Here is a 23,997-nt window from a genome sequence, read left to right as displayed (position 1 = left end):
CGCTCATGCCGAAACAGATTATTCAGCCGCTATAATACTTCACAATGCGTTCAACATCACGGAGATACGCACCCCCGAACAGCAGCAGATGGTTCAGATAGTGATACAGATTATACAGATCAGCCCGGTCTCTCCAATCCGGAAGAATATCGCTATGAGCTTCATACACCTGATAAAAGCGCTGATTAAATCCGCCAAACATCTGTGTCATCGCCAGCTCCGCTTCTGCCCAGCCATAATAGACCGCCGGATCAATCAATACCGGTTCCCCATGGGGGCCACAGATAACATTACCCGACCAGAGATCACCGTGCAGCAGCACCGCTGGCTGAACGGGAACCCGATCAGGCAACCGGTCACACAGCCATAACAGCTGATCAAACAGCGCATGGGAGATCAGCTTGAGCGCCAAACAACGCTCGCCCAGCGACTGATAGCGTTGTCGCGCATAAAAACGGTAGCCATCCGCCTGCCAGCGGTTCACCTGCCGCGAGCCACCACAGAACGTATCGCGTTGAAACCCAAAGCCGCGTCCCGCGGGATCAGCGCACTGATGTTGCAAAGCCAGCCCCATGCCAAGCTGCCGGTCAAAATCTGCGGTTGGGGGCGCAGGGGATAGATACTCCATCAACAAATAATTACCCGACTGCAGCACCACCTCGGGCACCCTGAGGGTTTGGCTCTCAAGTGTCTGATAACCGAGCGTTTTCAACCCCCCAGCCTCTGCGGCGGCTTGCTCATCAGTCCCGCCCGGCACCTGCTTCAGAACCAATTCAACGCGGTTACCCTGCCTATTTTTCAGGCTGAGCTTACTGATCTGTGCCACACAGCCGCCACTCAGCGGTGTCACCCTGATAAGCTGCAAAGATTGCTGTTCTATCCATTTGGCTATGGGTTGAGGTAACAAATCTGGCATACTCTGAGTTCTGTTTTCAGCAATGGTTAATATCGCAATGCATGGCACACCTGAACATTTGACCGCTTGTCACGAATGTGATCTGCTGATTGAACAGGTAGCAAACCAGCCTGGCGAGGATGTTATCTGTCCTCGCTGCCATGCCCGTTTATATTACACCACCCCCAACAGCATTGAACGCTTACTGGCACTGTCGGTCGCGGGGCTGATTCTGTTTATCCCGGCGAATATTTTTCCCATTCTCAGCTTACGGGTTTTTGGCCAGAGTCAGAGCGAGATTATCCTTCAGAGCGCCATGTCGCTTTACGAAGGCGGGCTGGCGCTGGTTGCCCTGCTGATTCTTCTATTCGCGGTCGTGGTGCCGCTGTTCCAGTTAATTGCGCTGTTCTATATCAGCTCCACTCTGCACTACCGCTGGGAGGGACGTTTGCTCAGACAGGCGATGCTCAGCTATCAGCACCTGCGCGGCTGGGGGATGCTGGAGATCTTTCTGCTCGGCGTGCTGATTTCGATTATCAAACTGAAAGATATCGCTGACCTGGATATCGGCCTGGGACTTTACAGTCTCGGCGCGCTGATTGTGGTCATCACGCTCAGCAGTATTTTTTTCAATCCGCATCAGATCTGGCATGAGATCGACCTGCACCGCAAACAGAGATACGCTGATGACTGATCACCCTTCACCCCGACGCACCGCCCGCAATAGCGGCTATCTTCTGTGTATCGATTGTGAAAAGCTACACCGCATCAGTCAGGAGGGGCAACACTGTGACCGTTGCGGTGCCCGTCTGCACAGCCGCATACCCAATTCGATGAACCTCAGCTGGGCTAGCCTGCTGGCAGGAATACTGTTGTTTCTGCCGGCAAATCTGCTACCGATTATGACGTTCAAGTCGTTTGGCCAGGGAGAACCCAGCACCATTCTTGGCGGTATACTCCACCTGCTGGAACAGGATATGCTGATGATCGGTCTGGTGGTATTAATCGCCAGTATCGTCGTACCCGTATTGAAAATCATCGCTTTAACAATTTTGCTCTGCACCGTGCAGTTTCGCCTGCAGACCAATCTACGCCAGAAAACCATGATGTTTCGGGTAGTGGAGTGGATTGGTCGCTGGTCGATGCTGGATATTTTTGTAATCGGGATATTGGTAGCACTGGTACAACTGGGTAATATTGCCCATATTGAAGGCAACAGTGGCGCAACCGCCTTTGCGATAGTGGTGTTACTGACCATGTTTTCCGCTATCGCCTTCGACACACGCCTGATTTGGGATAACGGCATGCCGGAAGCGGATCTGCCACCCGAGAATACTGATCAAAAGGATGAACGATGAGTACCCCTCAAACTGATAATGCCCCTGCAACACCGCTGGTTAAACGCCATCGCGGACCGTCGGTAGTCTGGCTGTTACCCTTTCTGGCGGCGATTATTGCCGGCTGGCTGGTAATTAAAAGCTACCAGGATGCGGGCATTATGATTGAGGTGCAGTTTGAAACCGCAGAAGGCCTGGAAGCCGGTGTTACCCGGGTGATGTATCGGGGACTACCCACCGGAAAGATCAAAACGCTGAAACTCAATGAAGACCTCAAAAGCGTCACCGCCGTGATCGAAATGGAGAAAGAGGCGGCCGAGATTCTAGCCGATGGCACCCGTTTCTGGCTGGTCAAGCCACAGATATCGCTCAGCGGGGTAAAAGGGCTGGATACCCTGCTCTCGGGGTACTACATAGAGTTGCAGCCAGGCAAAGGCAATGAACGTTACAGTTTCGTCGCCGATAATGAACCTCCACCGCCGCTAAAAGACCGTCAGGGACTCTACCTTTCTCTGTTAGCCGATTCAGCACAATCGATACAGCGCGGCGCCAAGGTTTATTATCGTCAGATAGAGGTGGGCGAGGTTATCAATTTCGGGCTGACCGACAGCAGTGAACAGATCCGCATTGAGCTGTTTATCGAGCCTTCCTATAGTCACCTGGTCACCGACAGCACCCGTTTCTGGAACGCCAGTGGTATCAGTCTGAAAGCCAACCTGTCACGGGTCGATCTGCGCTTTGGCTCGCTGGCCGCGATCATCGCTGGCGGCATCAGTTTCTATACACCGCCCGATGATGAGAGTGTTTTAAGCCCGGGCCATCAGTTCCATCTGTTTGCGGACTTTGAAGCCGCTGAAGACGGCATTGTCGTTAATGTTAAATTCCCCGCCCGCACCAGTGTGCATGAGGGAACCCGGGTTATCAGTGAAGGGATTCAGATCGGCCGGGTCCAGAGTCTGCAGCTGAGCGAAGATCTGACAACCCTCAATGCCCGCTTACTGATCGATCCCCGCGCCCGTCCTCTGCTGCGCTCAGGCAGCCATTTCTGGTTACCCAAACCGAAGCTGTCCCTGAACCGGCTACAGAACATAGGCGATCTGATTCAGGGGTCTGCCATCGTGCTGCAACCGGGCACCGGGGAGGCGATGTTTAACTTCACCGCGCTGTCTACCCCGCCCGCTCACCGGCCGGAAATCTCGGGCCTCAATATCCGCCTTGAGAGCGACCGACTGGGGTCTCTCGACTTTGGTTCGCCGGTGATGTACCGGCAGATTCCGGTAGGTGAGGTAAACGGCTATGAACTCAGTGCTGACGGCAGCGGCGTACAGATCTATGCCACCATTCAGGAGCAGTACGCCGATCTGGTCAAACACAACAGTCGCTTCTGGGAAGAGAGTGGCATCAAAGTGAAAGCCGGTGTCGATGGCGTTGAGCTGGAAAGCGGTTCTCTCAGCAATATCCTCAACGGCGGTATCGCCTTCTTCACCCCCGATACCCGGGATCAGAAAACCGTCGCGCAGGAGCATAGCTTCCACCTGTTCCGGAACTTTGATAATGCCAGCAAGCAGGGGCGACTGCTGTACCAGGAAAACGCCGATAAACTGGCTGTGCGACTGAAAGCGGAAGAGTTGGGATCAATCAGCAGCGGCGCGCCAGTGCTGTATAAACAGCTGTCGGTCGGCACCGTCAGCCACTATGCGCTGTCAGAGGATGACAGTGTCATTATCCACCTGTTGATCGATAAGCCCTACCGCCACCTGGTTACCGATCAGAGCCGCTTCTGGAATGCCAGTGGCGTCGATGCCAGTCTCAATCGCAGTGGTGTCAACATTCACACCGAATCGTTGCAAACGCTCTTACGGGGAGGCATCGCCTTCGCCAACCTTAGCGATAACGGCAAAGCTGCCACCTCCCGCCAACTGTTTAAACTCTACAACAAACGCACTAAAGCATTACAGATGGGGCCGGATATCAGCGTCACCTTCCCGCCCGGACCGAACATCACCGTCGGAGCGAATGTCTATTTTAAAGGGCTGGTGATGGGCAGAGTGGAACAGGTCCGGCTGCTGGACAGTATGGGCAGCGCGGAAACCCGGATCGCCCTGACCGAGGAAGGCCGCCTACTAGCCCACAATGGCTCACGCTTCTGGATCGCCGCACCCCGGATCAGCCTGTCCGGCGTGGATTACCCAGAAACCTTGATCGCGGGCAACCATATCGAAGCACTGCCAGGCAATGGAGCACAGCAACTCAGTTTTACCGGGCTGCCCGAAAGTCCCGCAGAACGCAGTCTGCCGGGTCTTAACATTGTGCTGCAGACCCAACAACTCGGTGCCATCGACATCAACAGTAATATCTACTTCCGGGGTATGCCGGTCGGTTATGTCTCGGGCTATGAGCTGAGTGATGACAATCTAAAAATAAAACTCTTTGTGAATATTAAAGAGCGCTATAGTAAGTTGATTAACGAAACCAGCCGATTCTGGAATATCGGCGGCATTGATGCCGAATTTGGACTATTTAAAGGACTAAAAGTGGAAACCACCAATCTGGAAAGTTTTGTTCAGGGCGGCATCGCCTTCAGCACACGCAATACCAACAGTGAGCCGGTCAGCTCAGGTTATCAGTTTGAGCTCTATGAGCAGGAGCCCGACAAGTGAGGCCTACAATACTGCTGCAGATCGGTCTGCTCTGCATGCTGATGTTATCAACCGGCTGCGCCACCAACTCTGCCAGCAATTTCAAACTCAGTAATCTGGCGAAAAGTGATATCGACAGCGTCACGGATATGCATATCAAAGAGGTCCGTAAACTGTCCCGTGAACTGACCATCAAATTGTATAAGCGCAACCCCCGTGAACTGGCCAAAGCACCGCCCGGCACTACGGTAAAAAAACGCATCGCGCAGATTTTCAGTAATCAGCGCATCCAGGGGTTTACCGAGCTCAATGGCCTCAAAGGCACTGCCGCCATCACCCTCAGTTTCAGTGAAGAGTATCAGGGAGACCGGGTGTTTGCGCTGATGGCGGGCATCAGCAGTATGCTCTACTCCGCCTATAACTATCAGGATGAATTTTTTATTCTCGACGAGATTGATCAACAGAAGCTGTATAACAGCGCGCGCAACCTGGAAACCGTCTCATGGCAACTGAATAACCGTCAAGATCACACCGGCGAGCGTTATATACTCAGCAATGGCATCTCAGAGAATGGCATCCGCAACCTCAGTTATGAGCGGCTGTTTGGTAAGCTGATCAGCCTGCAGGATATGATGGCGCTGCTAATCGCAGACACCACCAACCGTAACATCACCCGGGTAGTCCAGAGCGCTGCATCAATGACCTTCCTGCCCATCTGACGGGCTTATTGCTTCATCTCTTTAATAAACTGATCCGACGCCTGGATCGAGCGCTGCATCTCTGCCAGCAAGCGGTCGATATCCCGCTTAATGCCACCAAACTCCCCTTTCAAAGAACCGATCGCCCGTGCATTGAGGTTATGTTTGAGGAACAGAGTGTTGTCTTTCAGCGCCGACAGCACCGGCTGCATTTTTGCTTCCGCCTTTTTCAGGCTGGTATGTAGAGCATTATAACGGGATTTTGTCTCTTTCAGGGCCTGGGCGCTCTGGCTGCGCAGCTTAGTATTGGTGTACTGACCCAGTTCCTCTTGCCATTCATCAAACAGCGCTTCGGCAACATCTTCAACCTTGCGAATATTGTCACTGACCGATTTGGCCGCCGCTTCACTATCATCATAGGCGGACTGCATATCGTTATAGACCGACTCCAGCTCGCCGCCATCAAAGTTCACCACTTTACGAAACTGGTCAAGCGCTGAAACAAACTCCTCCTGAGCATCGTCCTGAGCAGCACGGGTATCTTCAACCCGGTCTACCAGAATATCCCGTTTATGGATTCCGACCTTTTCCATCGCCGAATAATAGGCACTCTGACAGCCACTTAACAGAGGCAAAGCCAGAACACAGGCTAGTAATACACGTTTCATAACATTCCTTCTGAATCTGTCACAGCGGTTTATTGATACGGATATTACCGATTTTATGGTTCTGATTCAGTTCCAGACAGACATCCGCACGGGTGGGCATCTCCTCCAGCATATTACGGGTCAGTCTTTCATAATGCTGGATAAAGCGGCGAATCTCCCGTTCATTCATAATACGCAGGTGCTGGGTGGGCTGCTGGGTATCGTAGAAATAACGCACCCGCTCCGCCAGTTTTTTCTCCTGTTGAGAGCGCCACTCAAACACCGACTCCATACTTGGAACTTTAAGCATAATCAGTACATCGATCATGCCGAACAGTTCTTTGTAGCTGCCTTCAAGCTGCTGATTGACATAGTTGCGCCAGAATCCTAACGGGTCCTCACTGCGCTCCAGATCATTCACCGACTCAGCTAACTGACTCTCTGATTGTGCTGAAGCGCCAACACACCAGCCCTCCAGCACAATCACATCAGCTTCACCATGCCACTCCTGCCACAAGACGGGAGGACAGCGATCATCGATCGACTTATCAAATACCGGAATTTTTACGTTTCGGCCCTCTTCACCAAACTCCCCTTTGAGTGCCCGTATCAGCTCGAGACCCAAATCAACATCATGGGTGCCAGGAACCCCACGGGTTTTCAGCAAAGGATGGACAGAGTGCGCCAGTTTTTCCCGGTCTTCCCGGGTTTTATAGAGATCATCAATCGACAGACCGACCACTTTAAGGTCGAATCCCTCTTCGAGAATCACCTCCAGCAGATTAAACAGTGTCGACTTACCCGCCCCCTGGGCACCATTAATCCCCACCACCAGCGGCCCCTGCTGCTGCTCTTTGCGGGCCACCAGCCAGGCGCCCAGAGGGACATAGATAGTTTCTAATAATTCAACCAGACCAATATCGACCTTGAGCGATTCCAGTGTCGAGGCAAACGCTTTTTCAACCCGACGCACCGCCTGCTCACGCGCCTCCGATGTCAGACACAGCTGATTGGATGGCCATTTACAAAGTGAACTCATAACTTCGCTCCCTGATGCTTAACCCGATTATCACGCAACCACCGCTGGATTGCATTTATCTGTTCTGTTTCCATCAGTGATGGCGCATGGGTCATGCCTGGAATCCGGTAAAGATCGATATCCGGACGCAGCTGTTGCATCCGCTCTACAGTATCTGCGGTCAGTACATCGGACTGATCTCCCCAGATCAGCATCTGCGGACACCTCACCTGGCTCCAGACAGGCTCAAGATCAATATCCTGGATCTCCCGGCTTTGCTCCGCAATACGGGGGTCGTAGTGCAATCCATACTGGCCATCTGAGGTCTGCCGGTGACCATACTTCGCCAGGTGCTGCCATTGCTTGTTATTCAGCCCCTGATAGGCGCTATAGGTGGTACGCATATACTGTTCTACCGCCGCAACAGAATCAAAACGATGATCGCCCAGATAGTCAGCAATCCGCTGCAGCGCGGCTTTAGCGACAAAACTGCCGATATCATTCAGCACCAGCGAACGGATCGGAGAGTTTGGCAACGCCGCCAGGCAGGTGCCAATGATGCCGCCCATGGAGGTGCCGATCCAGTCAACCTGATCAACATCCAGACGCGCCAGCAGGGTCACCATATCGCTCAGATAGCGGGGAATATCATAATTTACGCCTGTCGGAAGCCAGTCACTCTCTCCCCGTCCAGGCATATCCGGGCATACCACCCGGTAATCCCTGCACAGCACCCGTGCCAGGTCATCAAAATCACGACTATTACGTGCCAGGCCGTGGACACACACCAGCACCCGGTCGTTATCGGCATCGCCCCACTCATGATATACCACCCGGTGAAAACCCTGGGGATCGAGTGCCATCACTGATCGGGTTCGCATAACTATCTCCTGTTTTCTGCAAGGTCATCTAAAACGACAACCGATACGTAAAGCTAACATCTGGTAAAGAATTGTAAAGTGCAGAACAAATCTACTTACGCGCCTGAATAGATGTATTATGATTTGCTAATCTATTCACTACAGCGACTGACGGACAGGTAATGGCTGAACAGCGAGCAAACTCTTTTTATCAAAATAATAAGCAATGGCTGTTATCCATACTCATTTTGCTGGGCGCTGTAGCAGTCTTTGTATTACTACAAATAACCAAACCGACTGCACCCTCTCGTCCAGCAAAAGAGAAAGTCTGGACCGTTAAGGTGATTACAGCAGAACCGGCCAGTTATTCCCCGCAGCTGTCCCTCTATGGCCAGATCGAGTCACCCTCCAGCAGTACACTGTCATCATCGATCAACGCCTTTGTTGAAAAACGTCTGATTTCCGAGGGCGACAACGTCAATGCCGGACAGCTGCTGGTGCAACTGGATAACCGCGATGCATCATTGCTCCTGGCCCAGAAACAGGCGGACGTTGACAGAATTGAGGCGCTGATTGCGGCAGAGAAAGTCAATTATCAGGCCAACATTAAAGCCTTAAAAATAGAGCAGGAACTGGTCGGCATCACCCAACTGACATTGCAACGTTACCAGGACCTTAGCAGCCGCAAACTGGCCAGCCAGAATCAACTGGATGACGCCCGCAAGACCAAACAGCTGCAGGCACTATCCCTCAACAGTCGTCAGCGAGCGATCGATGACCACCCTAACCAGCTGGCACAGCTGCAGGCGCAGCTGAAACAAGCCACTGCGATGCGTGATAGTGCCGCGCTCGATCTGGAGCGCAGCCAGATAACCGCGCCCTTTGCTGGCCGTATCGCGGCCGTCAGTGTCGCCGCAGGTGAACGGGTACGTAGTGGTGATGCACTGCTCACGGTCTATGACACCAGCACCCTTGAGGTACGCTCACAGGTTCCCAGCCGCTATCTGCCCCAACTTCAGCAGCAACTGAAGCGCGGCGAAACCATCATCGCCACAGCAACACTGGATGGTCAGCCACTTGAGCTGACCCTTGAACGCTTCGCTGCCGCAGTCGCTAACGGCAGTGCCGGGGTCGACGCACTATTTCGCATCAAATCCGATAACTATCGCGGCGAACCGGGTCGCTCGCTGTCACTGGATCTGACCATGCCGGAACAGAACAATCTGCTGGCGCTGCCGCCACAGGCGATCTTTGGCACTGACCGGATCTACACCGTAAAAGATAACCGGCTACAGGGTGGTACCATCGAGCGGATTGGCGATTTACGTAACAGTGAGGGCGAATCGAAAGTACTGGTGCGCAGCACGGCCATCCAGCCCGGCGAGCAGATACTGGCAACCCAGTTGCCGAATGCAATGACCGGTCTGCTGGTTGAAGTTGCCGGCAGCCAGACTGACAAACAGGCTGTAGCGAAGAGGGCCGCAAGCGCTGACGCGAAGTCTGCCTCAGCAACGGCCGAGGCGGAGTAAGTTATGCCGACCACTCAAGGGCCGCTGAAAAACCTGATCACCCTGTTTACAGAGCACCGGGTGGCCGCCAACCTGCTGATGATGCTGATGATACTGGCGGGAATCTGGGGGTTGAAAAAACTTAACACCCAATTTTTTCCCACCTTTGAACTGGATATTATCACCATCGCAGTACCCTGGAGCGGCGCGGCAGCGGAAGATGTCGAAAGCTCGATCATCCTACCCATTGAGCGGGAACTGAAATCCGTCAACGGCATCGACGCACTCTACTCAACGGCGACTCAGGGGTCTGCTTCGATCCGTCTGGAACTGGAAGAAAACAGTGATGTTGCGTATATCCTCGACGAAGTAAAACAGAAAGTCGATGGCATCACCAACCTGCCTGCGGATGCCGAAAAGCCGATTGTACAACGGGTGATACGCTACGATGATATCGCCAGAATACTCATTACCAGCGACAAAGCCACCGCACAGGAACTACGGATTCTGGCACGCCAGTATGAACGTGAGCTGCTGCAGCGGGGTATTCGTAAAATCGACTTTGTCGGCATGCCGGAGGAGGAGATCGCTATTCAGATCCCCTCCAGCCGCCTGCATGAGCTGGGTCTGAGTCTCAGTGACGTCGCCCAGATTATCAATCAGCGCAGCGTTGACCTGCCAGCAGGTACCGCCGCCCAGGGGGATGGCTCACGGCAGATTCGCAGCCTCAGTCAGCAGCGTGATGTCGAGGGCTTTAGTCAGTTGCCATTGATTACCGCCGAAGATGGCCGCCTACTGCGACTGGGCGATGTCGCCACCATTGACTGGCGTAATCAGGACAACCAAACCTATATCTCCTATCGGGGACAACCGGCGATCCAGTTGCTGCTGCGCCGCACGGAGAACGAAGACACCCTCAAAGCCGCGAAAATAATGCGTGACTGGCTTAGCGAACGGCAACCCACTCTGCCACCTGATATTCAGCTGATCGCCTTTGATGAGGGTTATGAAGCGATTCAGGAGCGGATTAATCTGCTCATTAAGAACGGCGTAGGCGGACTGGTTCTGGTGATCGCCACGCTCTTTTTGTTCCTCAACGCCCGGGTCGCCTTCTGGGTGACGGTGGGGATTCCCGTGTCCTTTATGGCCACACTGGCGGTGTTGTATGGCATCGGCGGCAGTATCAATATGATCAGCCTGTTCGGCATGATTATGGCCCTGGGTATTATTGTCGATGATGCCATCGTCGTCGGTGAGGACACCCTCACCCACCTGCAGATGGGCGAGCCCGGGTTGAAAGCGGCCATCGGCGGTGCTCACCGGATGCTGGCACCGGTGATGGCCTCCTCCCTCACCACCATTGCGGCGTTTTTGCCGTTGCTGCTGATAGGCGGCATTATCGGCAATATTCTGATCGACATCCCCACCGTGGTGATCTGCGTCATTATGGCGTCGGTGGTGGAGTGTTTTCTGATTCTCCCCGGCCACCTGCATCACAGTCTGCATAAAGCCGCCGACCTGCACCCGTCAAAAACCCGGATTAAACTCGACAGCCTGTTCAACAATTTCAAGAACGGGCCGTTTAGAAGCTGGGTAGAAAACGCTATACAGTTTCGCTGGGTAACCGTCACTATCGCCTTCGCTGCATTTATTATTGCCATCGGTCTGGTGAGCAGTGGGCAGATAAAATTTACTTTCTTCCCCGCCGTGGAGATGGAAACCCTGAATGCTAACATCCAGTTCACCTCGGGCAGTAGTCCTGAGCAGGTAGATAATTTCCTGCAACACCTGGATCAGACGTTGCGCCAAACAGAGGAGGAACTGGGCGGCAATCTGATTAAAATGGCCTTGCAGATCCACCGTAAAACCAATAGCAGCCGTACCAGTGAAGGTTCCAGTCAGGGCGATGAGTTTGGCGCCCTGTATGTGCAGTTCACCTCTATCGACAGTCGCACCATTACCAATAGCGAGATCATTAAAAAGTGGCGCAGTAAGATCATCTTGCCTGCAGGAATTGAAAAGTTCACCATCGATCTGAATCGCTCCGGCCCTCCTGGCAAATCACTCGAAGTGAAGCTGGTCGGCTCTGATGTCGAGCAGCTCAAACGAGCCTCGCTGGCGGTGCAGGATGTGCTCAGCCAGTATAACGGGGTCAGTAACGTCGATGATGACCTGCCCTACGGTAAATCACAGCTGATCTACGAGCTGACACCCGCTGGCAAAACTGCCGGGCTGACCCTGAACTCGGTTGGCCGGCAGCTAAGATCCTCCTTTGATGGTCAGCGGGTGCAGATCTTCAACAAAGGTGAAGATGAGGTTGAAGTCAGAGTCGTGCTACCGGACAGTGAACGGGATCGTTTCAGCGCTCTGGAGAATCTGCCGATTCTGCTACCCAATGGCGGCAGTGCGCCTCTGGCGAATGTGGTGCAGTTCTCTGACAAACAGGGTCTGGACCGCTTACAACGGGTTGATGGGCAGCTGGCGATTAAGATCACCACCGATCTTGATGAAGCGGTCGCCAACGCCAACGAGATAATCGCCGACCTGAGCGCAGGCAAACTGCAACAGATCACCTCAGAGTTCGGTGTTCAGGCGAGCTTTGAAGGTCGTAACAAAAACCAGCGGGAAACCCTCGCGGACATGAAGATGGGACTGTTAATTGCCCTGTTGCTGATCTTTATTATTCTCAGCTGGGTGTTCTCATCCTACAGCTGGCCGCTAGCGGTGATGCTGGCGATCCCTCTGGGGCTGACCGGTGCGATTGCCGGACACCTGCTGACGGGGCAGAATCTGACCATACTCTCGCTGTTTGGCTGCTTTGGCCTGTCGGGCATTGTCATCAATGACTCCATCGTACTGATCACCTTCTATCAGAAGCTGCGTAAAGAAGGGATGGGGGTGCATAAGGCGATTGTGGAAGCCGCCTGCCAGCGTCTCAGAGCGGTGTTACTCACCTCACTGACCACCATCGCCGGTCTGACGCCAATACTGTTTGAGACCTCGCTACAGGCGCAGTTCCTGATTCCAATGGCCACCTCACTGGTATTTGGTCTGGCGTTCGGCACCCTGCTGATCTTGCTGGTTGTGCCAGCATTACTGGTGATGCTGGAAAATGGCAAAGCGATGTTCAAATCGGCTTTCAGCCGGGAAAGCGCAACGCTGCAGCCATAGAAAGGAGCATAGTGGTTAACATCGGGCAGGGCTTATTAATAGTACTTAAAGGCTGCCCGATCAGACAACATGGCTGTTAACATAGTTTGCGATGATCTGCATATCCTGAGGATTAAGCTCGACAAACTTCAAGCCAAATTCGAAGCGGCTCTGCGACAACCGGCGAACATGGACTAAACGACACACCTCGGTCAGCTCCCCCTCAGGCATGCTAAAGCTGACCACATGCTCACTCACACCTTTAGCGCTGACATTATCGGTTTTTAACACCTGTTCCAGCGCCTGACTTCCGCGAATAGCCAGACCCTCAACGCTGAGATTGATAATACGGGCACCGGTATTATCACCCGGAATGCCAACCTGAACCTCGAAATCTGTTTCTACCCTAGGGTGCAATCGACTATCTGTAAGCACGCTTACCAACTCCCCGCTACTGCTCGGTTACCCACATAGATTATGTCTTTAATCGCTGTATGTCACTTATGTGATCGGCCAATGCAGATAAACTTCAATAGATTGTTGCTTTCATTGGCCTGCAGGCTTCCATCCGGTATAATTTCCGCTCTTTTGTCAGCGGCAATTACAAGGCATTTCAATGAACTCAGATCTGCAGAAGCTTCAGCCATACCCATTTGAAAAACTGGCTAAGCTGAAAGCCGGGGTAACCCCACCAACCGAGCTTGAACATATCGCGCTATCTATCGGTGAACCAAAGCACCCGTCTCCCGCTTTTGTGATCGATGAACTGAGTCAGAATCTGGACAAACTGGCTAACTATCCAACCACCGCCGGTACCCTTGAGCTGCGTCAGACCATCGCTGACTGGGCGACCCGTCGTTTCAAGTTACAGCCAGGCAGCCTCACCGGAGCCGATAACGTACTACCAGTGCTGGGTACCCGGGAAGCGATCTTTGCGTTTACCCAGTGCGCTATCAACAGAGCACCAGCCACCGAGGCTACACCGCTGCTGTTATCGCCCAACCCGTTTTATCAGATCTATGAGGGCGCAGCCTATCTGTCCGGTGCAGAACCCTATTATCTGAGCTGTATCGCCGATAACAACTTCGTACCCGACTTTGATGCGGTGCCTGAGGCCGTCTGGCAACGTTGCCAGCTGCTGTTCCTCTGCTCGCCAAGTAACCCCACCGGGGCAGTTACAGACGCCGAAACGCTGACTAAACTGATCGCGTTGTCCGACCAGTATGACTTTATTATCGCCTCCGATGAGTGCTACTCAGAGATCTACTTTGATGAAGCGAAACCACCAGTAGGCCTGCTGGAAGTCTGTGCGCAACTGGGCCGTCATGACTATAAAAACTGTATCGTCTTTCACAGTCTGTCAAAACGCTCTAACCTGCCGGGTCTGAGATCAGGGTTTGTTGCCGGTGATGCCGCTCTTATTGGTCCGTTCACCAGCTATCGCACCTATCATGGCAGCGCAATGTCAATTCCGGTTCAGCTGGCGAGTATCGCAGCCTGGAACGATGAGGCCCATGTACTGGATAACCGCGATAAATATCGGGAAAAATTTGCCGCAGTGCTCGATATTCTTGAGCCGGTGATGGATGTCAGGATGCCCGATGCCGGTTTCTATCTCTGGGCCGCCACGCCGATTCCTGATGAGCAGTTCACTCAGGGGCTGTTTGCACAACAAAACCTGACCGTTCTGCCGGGCAGTTACGTGTCCAGGGAAGACCAGAATGGCGATCTGCCGGGCGCAGGCTTTGTGCGCATGGCGTTGGTGGCGACACTGGAAGAGTGCGTCGAAGGCGCGCAGCGAATTCGCCGCTACGTTGAGTCACTGAACGCCTGAAGGAGCAGAGAATGACAACGCTATATGGTATTTCAAACTGCGATACGGTGAAAAAAGCGCAACGCTGGCTAACGACCAACAACGTCGAGTTCAGCTTTCATGATTTCCGCAAAGACGGACTGAGCGAAGCACAACTACGTGAATGGATCGCGGCACTGGGCTGGGAAGCGCTGTTAAATAAGCGCAGCACCAGCTGGCGCGCTCTGGATGATGAGATAAAGAATAGTATTGATGAAACCTCTGCGGTGCGCGAGATGCTGGCAACACCCACGCTGATTAAGCGTCCGGTACTGAGCCATGACAACCACGTTCAGGTGGGTTTCAAAGAGAGCGACTACAGCGCTCTGTTCACATAAATTTTAACCAGTTCTATGGAGTTACAAACAATGAGTACATTTGCATTCGGTCTGGGTATCGGCACTAAGTCTTCTGACGGTGAGTTACTGGAAGTTTATTTTAACAGCCCCCTGCTCAACCCTTCCGAGGCACTGATCCAAGCCGCTACTGATAAAGCCGGCTATACCGGTGGCAACCAGGCGATTGAGCTGACAGCGGAACAGCTGAGCGAGCTGGAAGCTGCATTTCTGGCGATTGATGCAGAAGATCAGGCCGAGATCGTTGAGATCTGCAAAGGTACTCATCAGCCGATGATTCTGACCATTCTGGAAACCGATAGCGACCCGGTCTCAACCGCAGAGGTTTACCTGAAGCTGACCCTGCTGTCGCACCGTCTGGCTAAGCCACACGGTCTGAACCTGAACGGCATGTTCGGCAAGCTGCCCAACGTCGCCTGGACCAATGAAGGCGCGATCTCCCTGGCTGATCTGCCAAAGCGTCAGCTGGCCGCCCGCGCGCAGGGCCGTATCATCGATGTACATTCGGTGGATAAATTCCCGAAAATGGCGAACTATGTTGTTCCTGCCGGCACCCGTATCGCAGCGACTTCCCGTGTCCGCCTGGGCGCACATGTTGGCGAAGGCACCACTGTGATGCATGAAGGCTTTATCAACTTTAACGCCGGCACACTGGGCGTAAGCATGGTAGAAGGTCGTATCTCTGCGGGTGTTGTGGTTGGTAACGGTTCTGACCTGGGTGGTGGTTGTTCGACTATGGGAACCCTGTCCGGTGGCAACAACGTCGTTATCTCGGTGGGCGAAAACTGCCTGCTGGGTGCCAATGCGGGTCTGGGTCTGCCACTGGGCGACCGTTGCACCATTGAAGCGGGTCTGTACATTACTGCCAGCTCTAAAGTCACTGTACTGGATGACCAGAACAACGAAGTCAGCACGGTGAAAGCCGCTGAACTGGCGGGTAAACCTGACCTGTTGTTCCGCCGCAACTCGCAAACCGGTCGCGTTGAAGTGAAGACCAACAAGTCAGCGATTGAGCTTAACGCAGAACTGCACGCACACAACTAAGCCTGCCGTTACTGGTTCAATCCAGGGGTGCTGCTAATTACAGCACCCCATTATCCTCCTCTCCAATTGCCACCCGGCGCTAAGGTAAAGCCAATGTCCCAACTCTCTGCCACTCTCGAACTGGCCAAACAGATGATCTCCTGTCGCTCGGTAACCCCGGAAGATGATGGCTGTCAGGAGCTGATGATCGAACGTCTGGAAGCGTTAGGATTTCACATTGAGCGCCTGCAATTTGAAGAGGTCAGCAACTTCTGGGCGCGCCGGGGAACCCAAGGCCCGCTGTTCTGTTTTGCCGGGCATACCGATGTGGTGCCTACCGGGCCGGAAGCTAACTGGGACCACCCGCCCTTTGAGCCGGTGATTGAGGATGGTTTTCTCTGCGGCCGTGGCGCTGCTGACATGAAAGGCAGCCTGGCAGCCTTTATCACCGCCCTTGAGCGCTTTATTGAGCACCATCCCGACCATGATGGCTCGATCGCCTTGCTGATCACCAGTGACGAGGAGGGGCCGTTCGTCAATGGCACCACCCGGGTAATTGACCACCTCGAAGCCCGCAACGAAAAGATTACCTGGTGTATTGTTGGCGAACCGTCCAGCACGGTTAAGGTCGGCGATGTCATCAAAAACGGCCGCCGGGGCTCAATCAGCGGCGACCTCACCATTCGCGGTGTTCAGGGCCATGTCGCCTATCCCCACCTGGTCGAAAACCCGATTCATATGGCAGCGCCGGCACTCAACGATCTGGCGTCTGAACTCTGGGATGAGGGTAATGAATTCTTCCCGCCTACCAGCCTGCAGATCTCAAATATTCACGCCGGTACCGGGGCGACCAACGTGGTACCGGGACATATCGATGTGCAGTTTAACCTGCGCTTCTCCACCGAGGTTACTGCCGATGAGATCAAAGAGCGAACCTACGCTATCCTTAACCGTTACGGTCTGAACTTTGACATCAACTGGACCCTCAGCGGCAACCCCTTTATTACCGACCGCGGTGATCTGGTGGATGCCTGCGTTGATTCAATTAAGTCGATCACCGGTCTGGATACCGAGCTATCCACCTCCGGCGGTACTTCCGATGGCCGTTTTATCGCACCGACCGGCGCACAGGTGGTCGAGCTGGGGCCGATTAACGCCACCATCCATAAAGTGAATGAGCGGGTTAAGGCCGATGATCTGGACACTCTCTCCTCTCTCTATGAAAACATTATGGCCAGATTGCTGGTACGGTAACCGGGATGACTTTTGCACTGAACTGCCCGGTCTGCCTGCAGCCCCTGCAAGGTGATAGCAAACATCTGGAATGCCCGGAACGCCATAGTTTCGATGCGGCAAAGCAGGGTTACTGGAATCTGCTGCTGGCCAATCAGAAGCGCTCGAAAGACCCCGGCGACAATGCTGAGATGGTGCTGGCACGACGCAACTTTCTCGCCCTCGGGCATTATCAGCCACTGGCTGACAGCATCGCCACCCGGCTGGCAGAGCGGGCAGCTGAGCATCCATCACCGCGCATCCTCGATATGGGTTGTGGCGAAGGTTATTACACCTGCCGTATGCAGCAACAGCTGGAAAAGAGCGCCACTGATTATCAGCTGGCCGGACTGGATATCTCCAAGCATGCGGTAAAATCCGCCTGCAGTCAGAGTAAAACCATCACCTGGATGGTGGCGTCCGGCGCACGTATGCCGGTCGCAGACGCCTCACTGGATCTGATCACAGTGCTGTTCAGCCGACTGATGTCAGACGAGTTCTGCCGCACCCTGAAACCAGGCGCAGAGCTGCTGATCGCCTACCCAGGCGAAGACCATCTGATTGAACTGCGCGAACTGATCTACGCAGAGGTGCGTCACTCCGGCTTCAACCCGGCGACAGTCCTGGGCGAACAATTTGAGCACATAGCCACAGAACCGGTGAGATACCGTTTTACCCTCCCCGACCAGACACAGATCAGTCAGCTACTGGCAATGACACCCCACGGCTGGCGGATCAATCAGGCCACCCGTGAACGCCTGGCAGAGTTGAATCAGCTAGAGCTGACCCTCGATGTCTGTCTGGCCCGTTTCAAGCGACGCTGAAACATGCTTAATCGCAGTGCCAGACAACGTCTGCGCTTACGTCTTATCCGCCGCGCTGACAACGTAAAGCAGAATCTGACGATTCTGCTAATCGGCATCGGCATCTTCATGCTCGGCTTTGTTATCCTTGTCGTGGCGCAATTTCTACTGCAGGAAAGCCTTGCGCGAGAGATTATCGCTCTGATCGGCCTTATTATTGCAATTTGCGGCGCAATCGTAGCGGCATTCGGCTATATTTGCCTCAGCATCCTGCGGATTTTCCGGTTCCTGTTAACCGATATAACACCTGCTAATAATTCCGACCAACGCCATGACTAAAGAGCACTGCCATGACCGAAGAGCAACGTCATCCCGATATTGAAATCTACATTAAAGACCGCTCACTGGACCGGATTAGCCGCTGGCTGGAGAGCCTCTGTCAGTCGCTTAAACGGGATTTTGAGCAGGGTCAGGTGCATCATTTTGTGGCGGTCATTAATGGCTGCGAGATCCCGGTGATGATCCATGAGAAGGTGTCGGGCAAAGCCTGGACCAGCATCTGGTTTAACTCCGATCAAACACCCTGGATCAAAGATCTTGATTGCGCTCAGCAAGCAGCCCGTGAGCTGGACACCGAAATACGCTGTATCGCCAGTGGCTGGACTTCAGGAGATGACCCCGATGAGTGGTGGCGGATCGAGCAGGAGACGGTGGAAAAGATTCACTGGAAGACGTAGCGCGTCAGGTACGCGCTTTCAGGCACTTAACTTTCAAACACTTAACGTTCAAGCGCTTAGCTTTAACGAATACGTTAACGCAATTACTCAGCAGGATTATGCCCGGGCGCTAAACTGCTGACCTGAATGATCAATCTCACTCAGCATCAACCGGCCTGCAGAGGCCAGACCAATACGGGCAAAATCGTCGGCGGCAGAGACGCTTTTAACCGGTGTATTTTCCTGCACCGACAGATGACTCAGCAAATAAGCAAAATCACCCACATTGCTTTTATTAATGGCACTGTTGAGACGACCGACCACCTCATCCGTATACAGCGAATCCGCATCGGGATATTCCAGAGACTGAGGCTCTGGCAGACTAAATCCACCGGTCGTGGTTCTGCTTTTCTGCGCCTGATACTCTGTGGTATTGATCAGGCTTAACAACATAGAGAACTGCGCTCCACGCCCCTCATTGACCGCATGGGCCAACGACGAGGTGTAAGTCTCGATCCGCTGTTCTAACTGTTCAAGCCGTTCTATCTGCATCAGATAACCACAAAACCAGAATTAATATAGTGTCAGTTATCATTCGGCCTAATGAGACATTTCTTGAATACTTTCTGTGACTTATTGTTCGCCCGGCGGCACATCAAAGTACCCTGGCCCCTGAACCAGAGTGATTGCCCATATTTACACAGCTTTACTGTTGCAGACTTACATTTTTAAAAAGTCGATAAACGCCTGCACCAACTGACTTGAATTAGCCTCAGGCTGCACGACCACCGACAACTGTCGGGACAGTTCTAATGGCGTCTGCAGCACCACCAGCTCCCCCCTGCGTAACTCCTCAGCAATCGATAACTGCGACAGACAGCCAATTCCCAGCCCAGCTTTAACCGATTGCTTAATCGCCTCCTGACGGTTGAGTGCCATCACCGCACCAACGCGGCCACCCACTTTCTGAATCGCCCGGTCAAATACTTCGCGGGTGCCAGAGCCCTGTTCACGAAGAATCCAGCGCTGCTGTGCCATCTGTTCAACATCGACTCTGCCACTCTGAGCCAGAGGGTGGCTGTGGCTGCAAAACACCTGCAGCTGATCATCTCGCCAGGGGACAATCTGCAGTTGCGAGTGCGACGCAGGGCCTTCGATCAGACCAATATGCGCCTGACCTTTCTCCAGCCGCTCAATGACCCCCCGGGTGTTAGCGATCTGCAGGTCCGGTTCAACCTGGGGATAACGTTCAACAAACTCCGCCATCATCCAGGGAAACAGATAACTGGCGATGGTGACACTGGCAGCCACCCGGAACGGGCCACTGATACCACTGCTATAAGGTGTTTTAAGGCTGTCGACATTGATTAGAATATCGCGCACCCGCGGCAGAATATCCCGGCCAGTATCGGTTATCACCAACTCCCGGCTGTTACGGCTAAACAGCCGGTAACCCAGTGCCGATTCGAGCTCCTTAAGCGCCTGACTGGCCGCCGACTGACTCAGCGCCTGCTCATCGGCCGCTGCGGTCAGCCTGCCAAGGCGGGCGGTTGCTTCAAATATCCTCAGCTGTCTCAGAGATAGATTCATTGTTCGGTTTTACTTATACCTAATGTTAAAAACATCCATTTTACTTAATGCATGAAAGATTGGAAGATAAGCCCACTCATCGATAAGCGAACCGATCCACCTGTTCCGGTCTTTTAAAGCCTGGGCTGCTGTGAACATAAGTAGAGCCTCAACCATGCCACGATCTGTCCTGCTCCCCGTTATCGCTGCACTGGCCCTAGGCCTCGCCAGCCTGGAATCGATTGCCAGAGCAGGACTCAGCGCCCTGCCCCTGGCCATTCTGCTGGGGATGATCTGGGGACATTTCGATCAGCGCACACTCACCTCAGGCGATACCCGCTTCACCCTCTTTTGCCAACAGCGACTTCTGCGCACCGGCATCATTCTGTTTGGTTTTAGTCTGAGCCTGGAGCAAATATTCGCAGTCGGATGGCAAGCACTACTGCTGGATGCCATTACCATTTTCACCATTTTCACCGCAGGCACCTGGATCGGCATTAAGTTTTTCAAACTGCACCGCGATGTTGCCATTCTCACCTCTGTCGGTAGCGCCATCTGCGGCGCGGCAGCCGTGCTGGCGACAGAATCGGTGCTCAAGCCTAAACAGCAACATGTCACCGTTGCGGTAGCCACCGTTGTCCTGTTCGGCACCCTGGCGATGTTCAGTTATCCACTGATCTATCAGTTTGCTGACATGAGCGAGCAGGCGTTTGGCATCTATATCGGCAGCACCGTACATGAGGTGGCGCAGGCGGTAGCGGCAGGAGAATCGATCAGTGCGGACACACTACAAACAGCAGTGGTGGTCAAACTGATTCGGGTGATGATGCTGGCGCCCTTCATCCTGCTGCTCAGTTCTCGCCTGAGTCGCGCTGATGATCAGGCCAGTAGCGGCGCAATCATCATCCCCTGGTTTGTATTCGGCTTTATCGCCGCGACCGCCGTCAACAGCCTGGTCGCGATTCCCGAGCCGCTGCTCAATCTGATCAAACTGACCAGCCAGTTCTGTCTGGCGCTGGCAATGGCGGCTCTGGGCTTACAAACCCGCTGGGTAACCATTAAACAAGCCGGACCTAAACCGCTGTTACTGGCATTAATACTGTTTCTGATGCTGATCTTCGGCGGCTATCTGCTGAACAAGGGGCTGATTATGGTTTAAACGATCGGAACAAAAGCCCACAGATGAGAAACCGTTCCGGGGCGATAGCTTTTTACGTCCAATGACTGAATAAGCGCCCAAGCGCTTTGCTCCTGAGCTCTTTGCTCCCGAACGTTCTATTCACGAGCTCTCCGATACGGATTAAAGTAGAATTGTCTATCTGTCGGTTCAACCGCCTTTTTCAATAATGTCTGAGAGTTAATAATCAAAGATGGGACGCTATCGACCACCGGGCGAGCCGCAATCGCGCTATATCACTGCAGCAGGTGCGAAACGCCTGGATGATGAATTGAAATATCTATGGAAAGTGAAACGTCCAGCCATTACTCAATCGGTTAAAGAAGCCGCCGCTCAGGGGGATCGCTCGGAGAATGCCGAGTACATCTACGGCAAGAAACAGCTTCGGGAGATCGACCGCAGGGTCCGCTATCTCTCTAAACGGCTGGATGTATTAACCGTTGTTGACCGCCTGCCTGACGACCACAACACGGTTTTTTTCGGTGCCTGGGTGACCGTACTGGACGAGAACGATAAAGAAGCGTGCTACCGCATCGTCGGCCCTGACGAGATTGGTGATATTGCAGGCTATATCAGCATGGATTCACCCATGGCCCGCCAACTGCTGAAAAAACACCTGGGCGATGAATTTTACATACTCCGCCCCGATGGCAACGAAACCTGGTATGAGATTACCGCAATAGAGTATCGGGAAGAGAAAGCTTAGAGGTCGCATAAAACGCGAGAGTGGCTAGACGCGACGGCGGTCCTCGCATAAAACGCGAGAGTAGCTAGACGCGACTGCGGTCCTCGCATAAAACGCGAGAGAGGCTAGACGCGACTGCGTCGCTTGCTAGAACGGCGCTTTGCGCCTGAAGTTGCTAGAAAAAGACTTAAGAGTGCGCGCTTGCCCTGCCAGGCGCTGTCTCGCTCCGCTCGGCTCGAGCCTTATTTCTTAAGAACAAGTTCTCATCATATACGTTTAACATTGTATTACTTTTCTACAGACGAAAAAAACCGCCTAATCTCTAAAAAAGAATAGCGGCTTAATTTAGAAGTGGTGGGTCGTATAGGATTACTGCGCGCTACGCGCTTGCCCTGCGGGCCGCCGTCGCGGGCTCCGGCGTTGTCTCGCTACGCTCGACTCGAACCTATAGGTTCTCATCCTATACGTTTGAAATTGTGTTACTTTTCTACAGACGTAAAAAAACCACCCTGCGGTGGCTATTTAGTAGAAGTGGTGGGTCGTATAGGATTACTGCGCCCTTCGGGCCATCGTCGCCAAGGCTTCGATGTTCAAAATCGCTCCAGGCGATTTTGTCGCTTCTCCTTCGCCTCTGGTCGTTCTCAGGACATCGGTTCATACGCGCTCCCGGCACGTATTCGCCTGCACCTGGGCGGCCCCCTGCCATCCTGTCTCAGCTGCCCTTTCACTTCCGGCAACTCAGCGCTGCGCTTAACGGGGCGGAAGAGCCTTGTACCAGCAGGTCATGCTGCCAACTGATTGGCCGGCTGCTCCGCTCAGGTTTTTGGGTGGGCATACAGTATATCCAGGCGTGCTATGAAAATTTGGCACCTTTATTACGGATGACAGGCTCCTTCATCCCGGCAGGTTTTGGCTAAGTCACTGAGTAAATTTAACTTTTTAGGTGGTCCGACTTCGAGATATGAAGCCGGTCCGATCAGTAAAAGAAGCCGACTCGTTTTCACGCAAGACGATAAATAGGGTCGCAGATATCGTTAGGACAATCAGATGGTTAAAACCGACATTCCAAGTGATCTGATGAGTGAAAACGAGCCGGCTTCATAACTATTATTAACCAGACAAAGGAGTTGTGTGCTTTGAATACCACTGGCCCCAACTTTGGACCAGAGAGAGTTTTTGATACTGCTTATAGAGGCGGAAAGAAATTAGTTTTTGAGTTCTTTAAGAACCTCACAATATTATCTACAGTTTCAATTTTAATAATTGTGTCATTTATGGAAAAGATATTTGAATCCCCCACACACCATGGCCTCGTGATTTGGGCTGTTTTTCTCCTTGCTTTAACCGTACTTTGTAGTCTTTTTCCTATGAAGGGACTTGCTGGCTTAGTTGAAGCTAGTGGTACTATAAATTCAAATTTGGTTTCAGTTGTAGGTTTAATAGCAATATTTTCTTTTGCGATAGCATTTGTACTTATGGGTGTTTTTTTTAGCCTTAACTTTAATATTCCCGTACAGTCTGGTTAACAAGACCTTCAAACTGATAAAATAAAATTGGCTATTTTCACTCCGTTCACATTTTAGCCAATCATTATTTTCCCCTTAATGAGGCTATATTTATTGGAACATACGTATATGTCATTTACTAAATATTTTTATTTATCTTTGGTTGTCGGATTAAGCGGTTGCAGTTCGAGTTCAAGCTATGATTCAGCCGCAAGTTGCGGTTCAGCAACTCCTGTATGTTTAGCTTTAGCGGCTGCTACAGATGCAGTTACAAATACTGGTAGCTC

General features: G+C 52.9%; 23 protein-coding genes and 1 other RNA gene. 16 read left to right on the top strand and 8 right to left on the bottom strand.

Features of this window, described 5'->3' with window-relative positions:
- Window positions 1–22: 22 nt before the first annotated feature.
- Window positions 23–916, bottom strand: a complete 894-nt coding sequence (locus Q0499_RS05680) for a fructosamine kinase family protein (RefSeq protein WP_299197109.1) — start codon at window positions 914–916, stop codon at window positions 23–25.
- A gap of 22 nt (window positions 917–938) precedes the next feature.
- Between Q0499_RS05680 and Q0499_RS05675 the strand changes: the two genes are divergently transcribed.
- Genes Q0499_RS05675 through Q0499_RS05660 form a run of 4 tightly spaced genes read left to right on the top strand, consistent with a single transcriptional unit; the run spans window position 939 to window position 5,590 of the window.
- Entirely contained in the window at window positions 939–1,589 is a 651-nt protein-coding gene (locus Q0499_RS05675) for a paraquat-inducible protein A (protein ID WP_299197107.1), read from the top strand.
- On the top strand, window positions 1,582–2,253 hold the full coding sequence (locus tag Q0499_RS05670) for a paraquat-inducible protein A (RefSeq protein WP_299197105.1): 672 nt from the start codon (window positions 1,582–1,584) through the stop codon (window positions 2,251–2,253). Before Q0499_RS05675 ends, Q0499_RS05670 begins: the two co-directional genes overlap by 8 nt.
- Entirely contained in the window at window positions 2,250–4,892 is a 2,643-nt protein-coding gene (locus Q0499_RS05665) for an MlaD family protein (protein WP_299197102.1), read from the top strand. The genes Q0499_RS05670 and Q0499_RS05665 overlap by 4 nt, the downstream gene beginning before the upstream one ends.
- Window positions 4,889–5,590, top strand: a complete 702-nt coding sequence (locus Q0499_RS05660; RefSeq protein ID WP_299197100.1) for a hypothetical protein — start codon at window positions 4,889–4,891, stop codon at window positions 5,588–5,590. The genes Q0499_RS05665 and Q0499_RS05660 overlap by 4 nt, the downstream gene beginning before the upstream one ends.
- 5 nt (window positions 5,591–5,595) lie before the next feature.
- On the opposite strand, the gene Q0499_RS05655 is transcribed toward Q0499_RS05660, so the two are convergent.
- Genes Q0499_RS05655 through Q0499_RS05645 form a run of 3 tightly spaced genes read right to left on the bottom strand, consistent with a single transcriptional unit; the run spans window position 5,596 to window position 8,115 of the window.
- Window positions 5,596–6,237, bottom strand: a complete 642-nt coding sequence (locus Q0499_RS05655; protein WP_299197098.1) for a DUF2959 domain-containing protein — start codon at window positions 6,235–6,237, stop codon at window positions 5,596–5,598.
- A gap of 19 nt (window positions 6,238–6,256) precedes the next feature.
- Window positions 6,257–7,255, bottom strand: coding sequence for a hypothetical protein (locus Q0499_RS05650; RefSeq protein ID WP_299197096.1), 999 nt, complete (start codon window positions 7,253–7,255; stop codon window positions 6,257–6,259).
- A complete protein-coding gene (locus Q0499_RS05645) occupies window positions 7,252–8,115 on the bottom strand; it encodes an alpha/beta hydrolase (RefSeq protein ID WP_299197094.1) in 864 nt (287 codons plus the stop codon). Before Q0499_RS05645 ends, Q0499_RS05650 begins: the two co-directional genes overlap by 4 nt.
- 161 nt (window positions 8,116–8,276) lie before the next feature.
- On the opposite strand from Q0499_RS05645, the gene Q0499_RS05640 reads away from it, so the two are divergent.
- Window positions 8,277–9,623: an efflux RND transporter periplasmic adaptor subunit gene (locus tag Q0499_RS05640; protein ID WP_299197092.1), complete on the top strand. Its 1,347-nt coding sequence runs from the start codon at window positions 8,277–8,279 to the stop codon at window positions 9,621–9,623.
- Between the two features lie 3 nt (window positions 9,624–9,626).
- Window positions 9,627–12,773 (top strand): efflux RND transporter permease subunit, encoded by a 3,147-nt coding sequence (locus tag Q0499_RS05635; protein WP_299197090.1) that lies wholly within the window; start codon window positions 9,627–9,629, stop codon window positions 12,771–12,773.
- A gap of 60 nt (window positions 12,774–12,833) precedes the next feature.
- Here Q0499_RS05635 and Q0499_RS05630 read toward each other — a convergent pair whose 3' ends face one another.
- On the bottom strand, window positions 12,834–13,187 hold the full coding sequence (locus tag Q0499_RS05630) for a PilZ domain-containing protein (RefSeq protein WP_299197087.1): 354 nt from the start codon (window positions 13,185–13,187) through the stop codon (window positions 12,834–12,836).
- 181 nt (window positions 13,188–13,368) lie between these two features.
- Between Q0499_RS05630 and dapC the strand changes: the two genes are divergently transcribed.
- The 7 genes from dapC (at window position 13,369) to Q0499_RS05595 (ending at window position 18,795) form a co-directional block, all read left to right on the top strand.
- Window positions 13,369–14,586 carry a succinyldiaminopimelate transaminase gene (dapC, locus tag Q0499_RS05625; RefSeq protein ID WP_299197085.1) on the top strand — a complete coding sequence of 406 codons (1,218 nt, stop codon included), beginning with the start codon at window positions 13,369–13,371 and terminating at the stop codon, window positions 14,584–14,586.
- Window positions 14,587–14,597: 11 nt separating this feature from the next.
- A complete protein-coding gene (locus Q0499_RS05620; protein ID WP_299197083.1) occupies window positions 14,598–14,942 on the top strand; it encodes an ArsC family reductase in 345 nt (114 codons plus the stop codon).
- Between the two features lie 30 nt (window positions 14,943–14,972).
- The gene (gene dapD / locus Q0499_RS05615; RefSeq protein WP_299197081.1) at window positions 14,973–16,004 is read left to right on the top strand and encodes a 2,3,4,5-tetrahydropyridine-2,6-dicarboxylate N-succinyltransferase; all 1,032 of its coding nucleotides are present in this window, start codon (window positions 14,973–14,975) and stop codon (window positions 16,002–16,004) included.
- Between the two features lie 93 nt (window positions 16,005–16,097).
- Window positions 16,098–17,237, top strand: coding sequence for a succinyl-diaminopimelate desuccinylase (dapE, locus tag Q0499_RS05610; RefSeq protein WP_299197079.1), 1,140 nt, complete (start codon window positions 16,098–16,100; stop codon window positions 17,235–17,237).
- Window positions 17,238–17,242: 5 nt separating this feature from the next.
- Window positions 17,243–18,079, top strand: coding sequence for a putative RNA methyltransferase (locus Q0499_RS05605; RefSeq protein WP_299197077.1), 837 nt, complete (start codon window positions 17,243–17,245; stop codon window positions 18,077–18,079).
- Window positions 18,080–18,082: 3 nt separating this feature from the next.
- Complete coding sequence (locus Q0499_RS05600) at window positions 18,083–18,397, top strand: hypothetical protein (protein WP_299197075.1); 315 nt, start codon at window positions 18,083–18,085, stop codon at window positions 18,395–18,397.
- Between the two features lie 11 nt (window positions 18,398–18,408).
- On the top strand, window positions 18,409–18,795 hold the full coding sequence (locus Q0499_RS05595; protein WP_299197072.1) for a hypothetical protein: 387 nt from the start codon (window positions 18,409–18,411) through the stop codon (window positions 18,793–18,795).
- A gap of 96 nt (window positions 18,796–18,891) precedes the next feature.
- Here the strand turns inward: Q0499_RS05595 and Q0499_RS05590 are convergent, their stop codons facing one another.
- Both Q0499_RS05590 and Q0499_RS05585 read right to left on the bottom strand, forming a co-directional pair.
- Window positions 18,892–19,326, bottom strand: a complete 435-nt coding sequence (locus Q0499_RS05590) for a hypothetical protein (RefSeq protein WP_299197070.1) — start codon at window positions 19,324–19,326, stop codon at window positions 18,892–18,894.
- A gap of 168 nt (window positions 19,327–19,494) precedes the next feature.
- Window positions 19,495–20,364 carry a LysR family transcriptional regulator gene (locus tag Q0499_RS05585; protein ID WP_299197068.1) on the bottom strand — a complete coding sequence of 290 codons (870 nt, stop codon included), beginning with the start codon at window positions 20,362–20,364 and terminating at the stop codon, window positions 19,495–19,497.
- A gap of 154 nt (window positions 20,365–20,518) precedes the next feature.
- On the opposite strand from Q0499_RS05585, the gene Q0499_RS05580 reads away from it, so the two are divergent.
- Together Q0499_RS05580 and greB are read left to right on the top strand one after the other, a co-directional pair.
- Complete coding sequence (locus Q0499_RS05580) at window positions 20,519–21,502, top strand: putative sulfate exporter family transporter (protein ID WP_299197067.1); 984 nt, start codon at window positions 20,519–20,521, stop codon at window positions 21,500–21,502.
- 211 nt (window positions 21,503–21,713) lie between these two features.
- Window positions 21,714–22,226, top strand: a complete 513-nt coding sequence (greB, locus tag Q0499_RS05575) for a transcription elongation factor GreB (RefSeq protein WP_299197064.1) — start codon at window positions 21,714–21,716, stop codon at window positions 22,224–22,226.
- Between the two features lie 331 nt (window positions 22,227–22,557).
- Here the strand turns inward: greB and Q0499_RS05570 are convergent.
- A non-coding RNA gene (locus Q0499_RS05570) (RtT sRNA) lies at window positions 22,558–22,685 on the bottom strand.
- 656 nt (window positions 22,686–23,341) lie between these two features.
- On the opposite strand from Q0499_RS05570, the gene Q0499_RS05565 reads away from it, so the two are divergent.
- Window positions 23,342–23,731, top strand: a complete 390-nt coding sequence (locus Q0499_RS05565; RefSeq protein WP_299197062.1) for a hypothetical protein — start codon at window positions 23,342–23,344, stop codon at window positions 23,729–23,731.
- Window positions 23,732–23,997 lie beyond the last annotated feature (266 nt).

The organism is uncultured Amphritea sp., assembly GCF_937127095.1.
Taxonomy (GTDB): Bacteria; Pseudomonadota; Gammaproteobacteria; order Pseudomonadales; family Balneatricaceae; genus Amphritea.
Note: the sequence above shows the minus strand (reverse complement) of the source record. Positions and strands in the feature narration are given on the sequence as shown.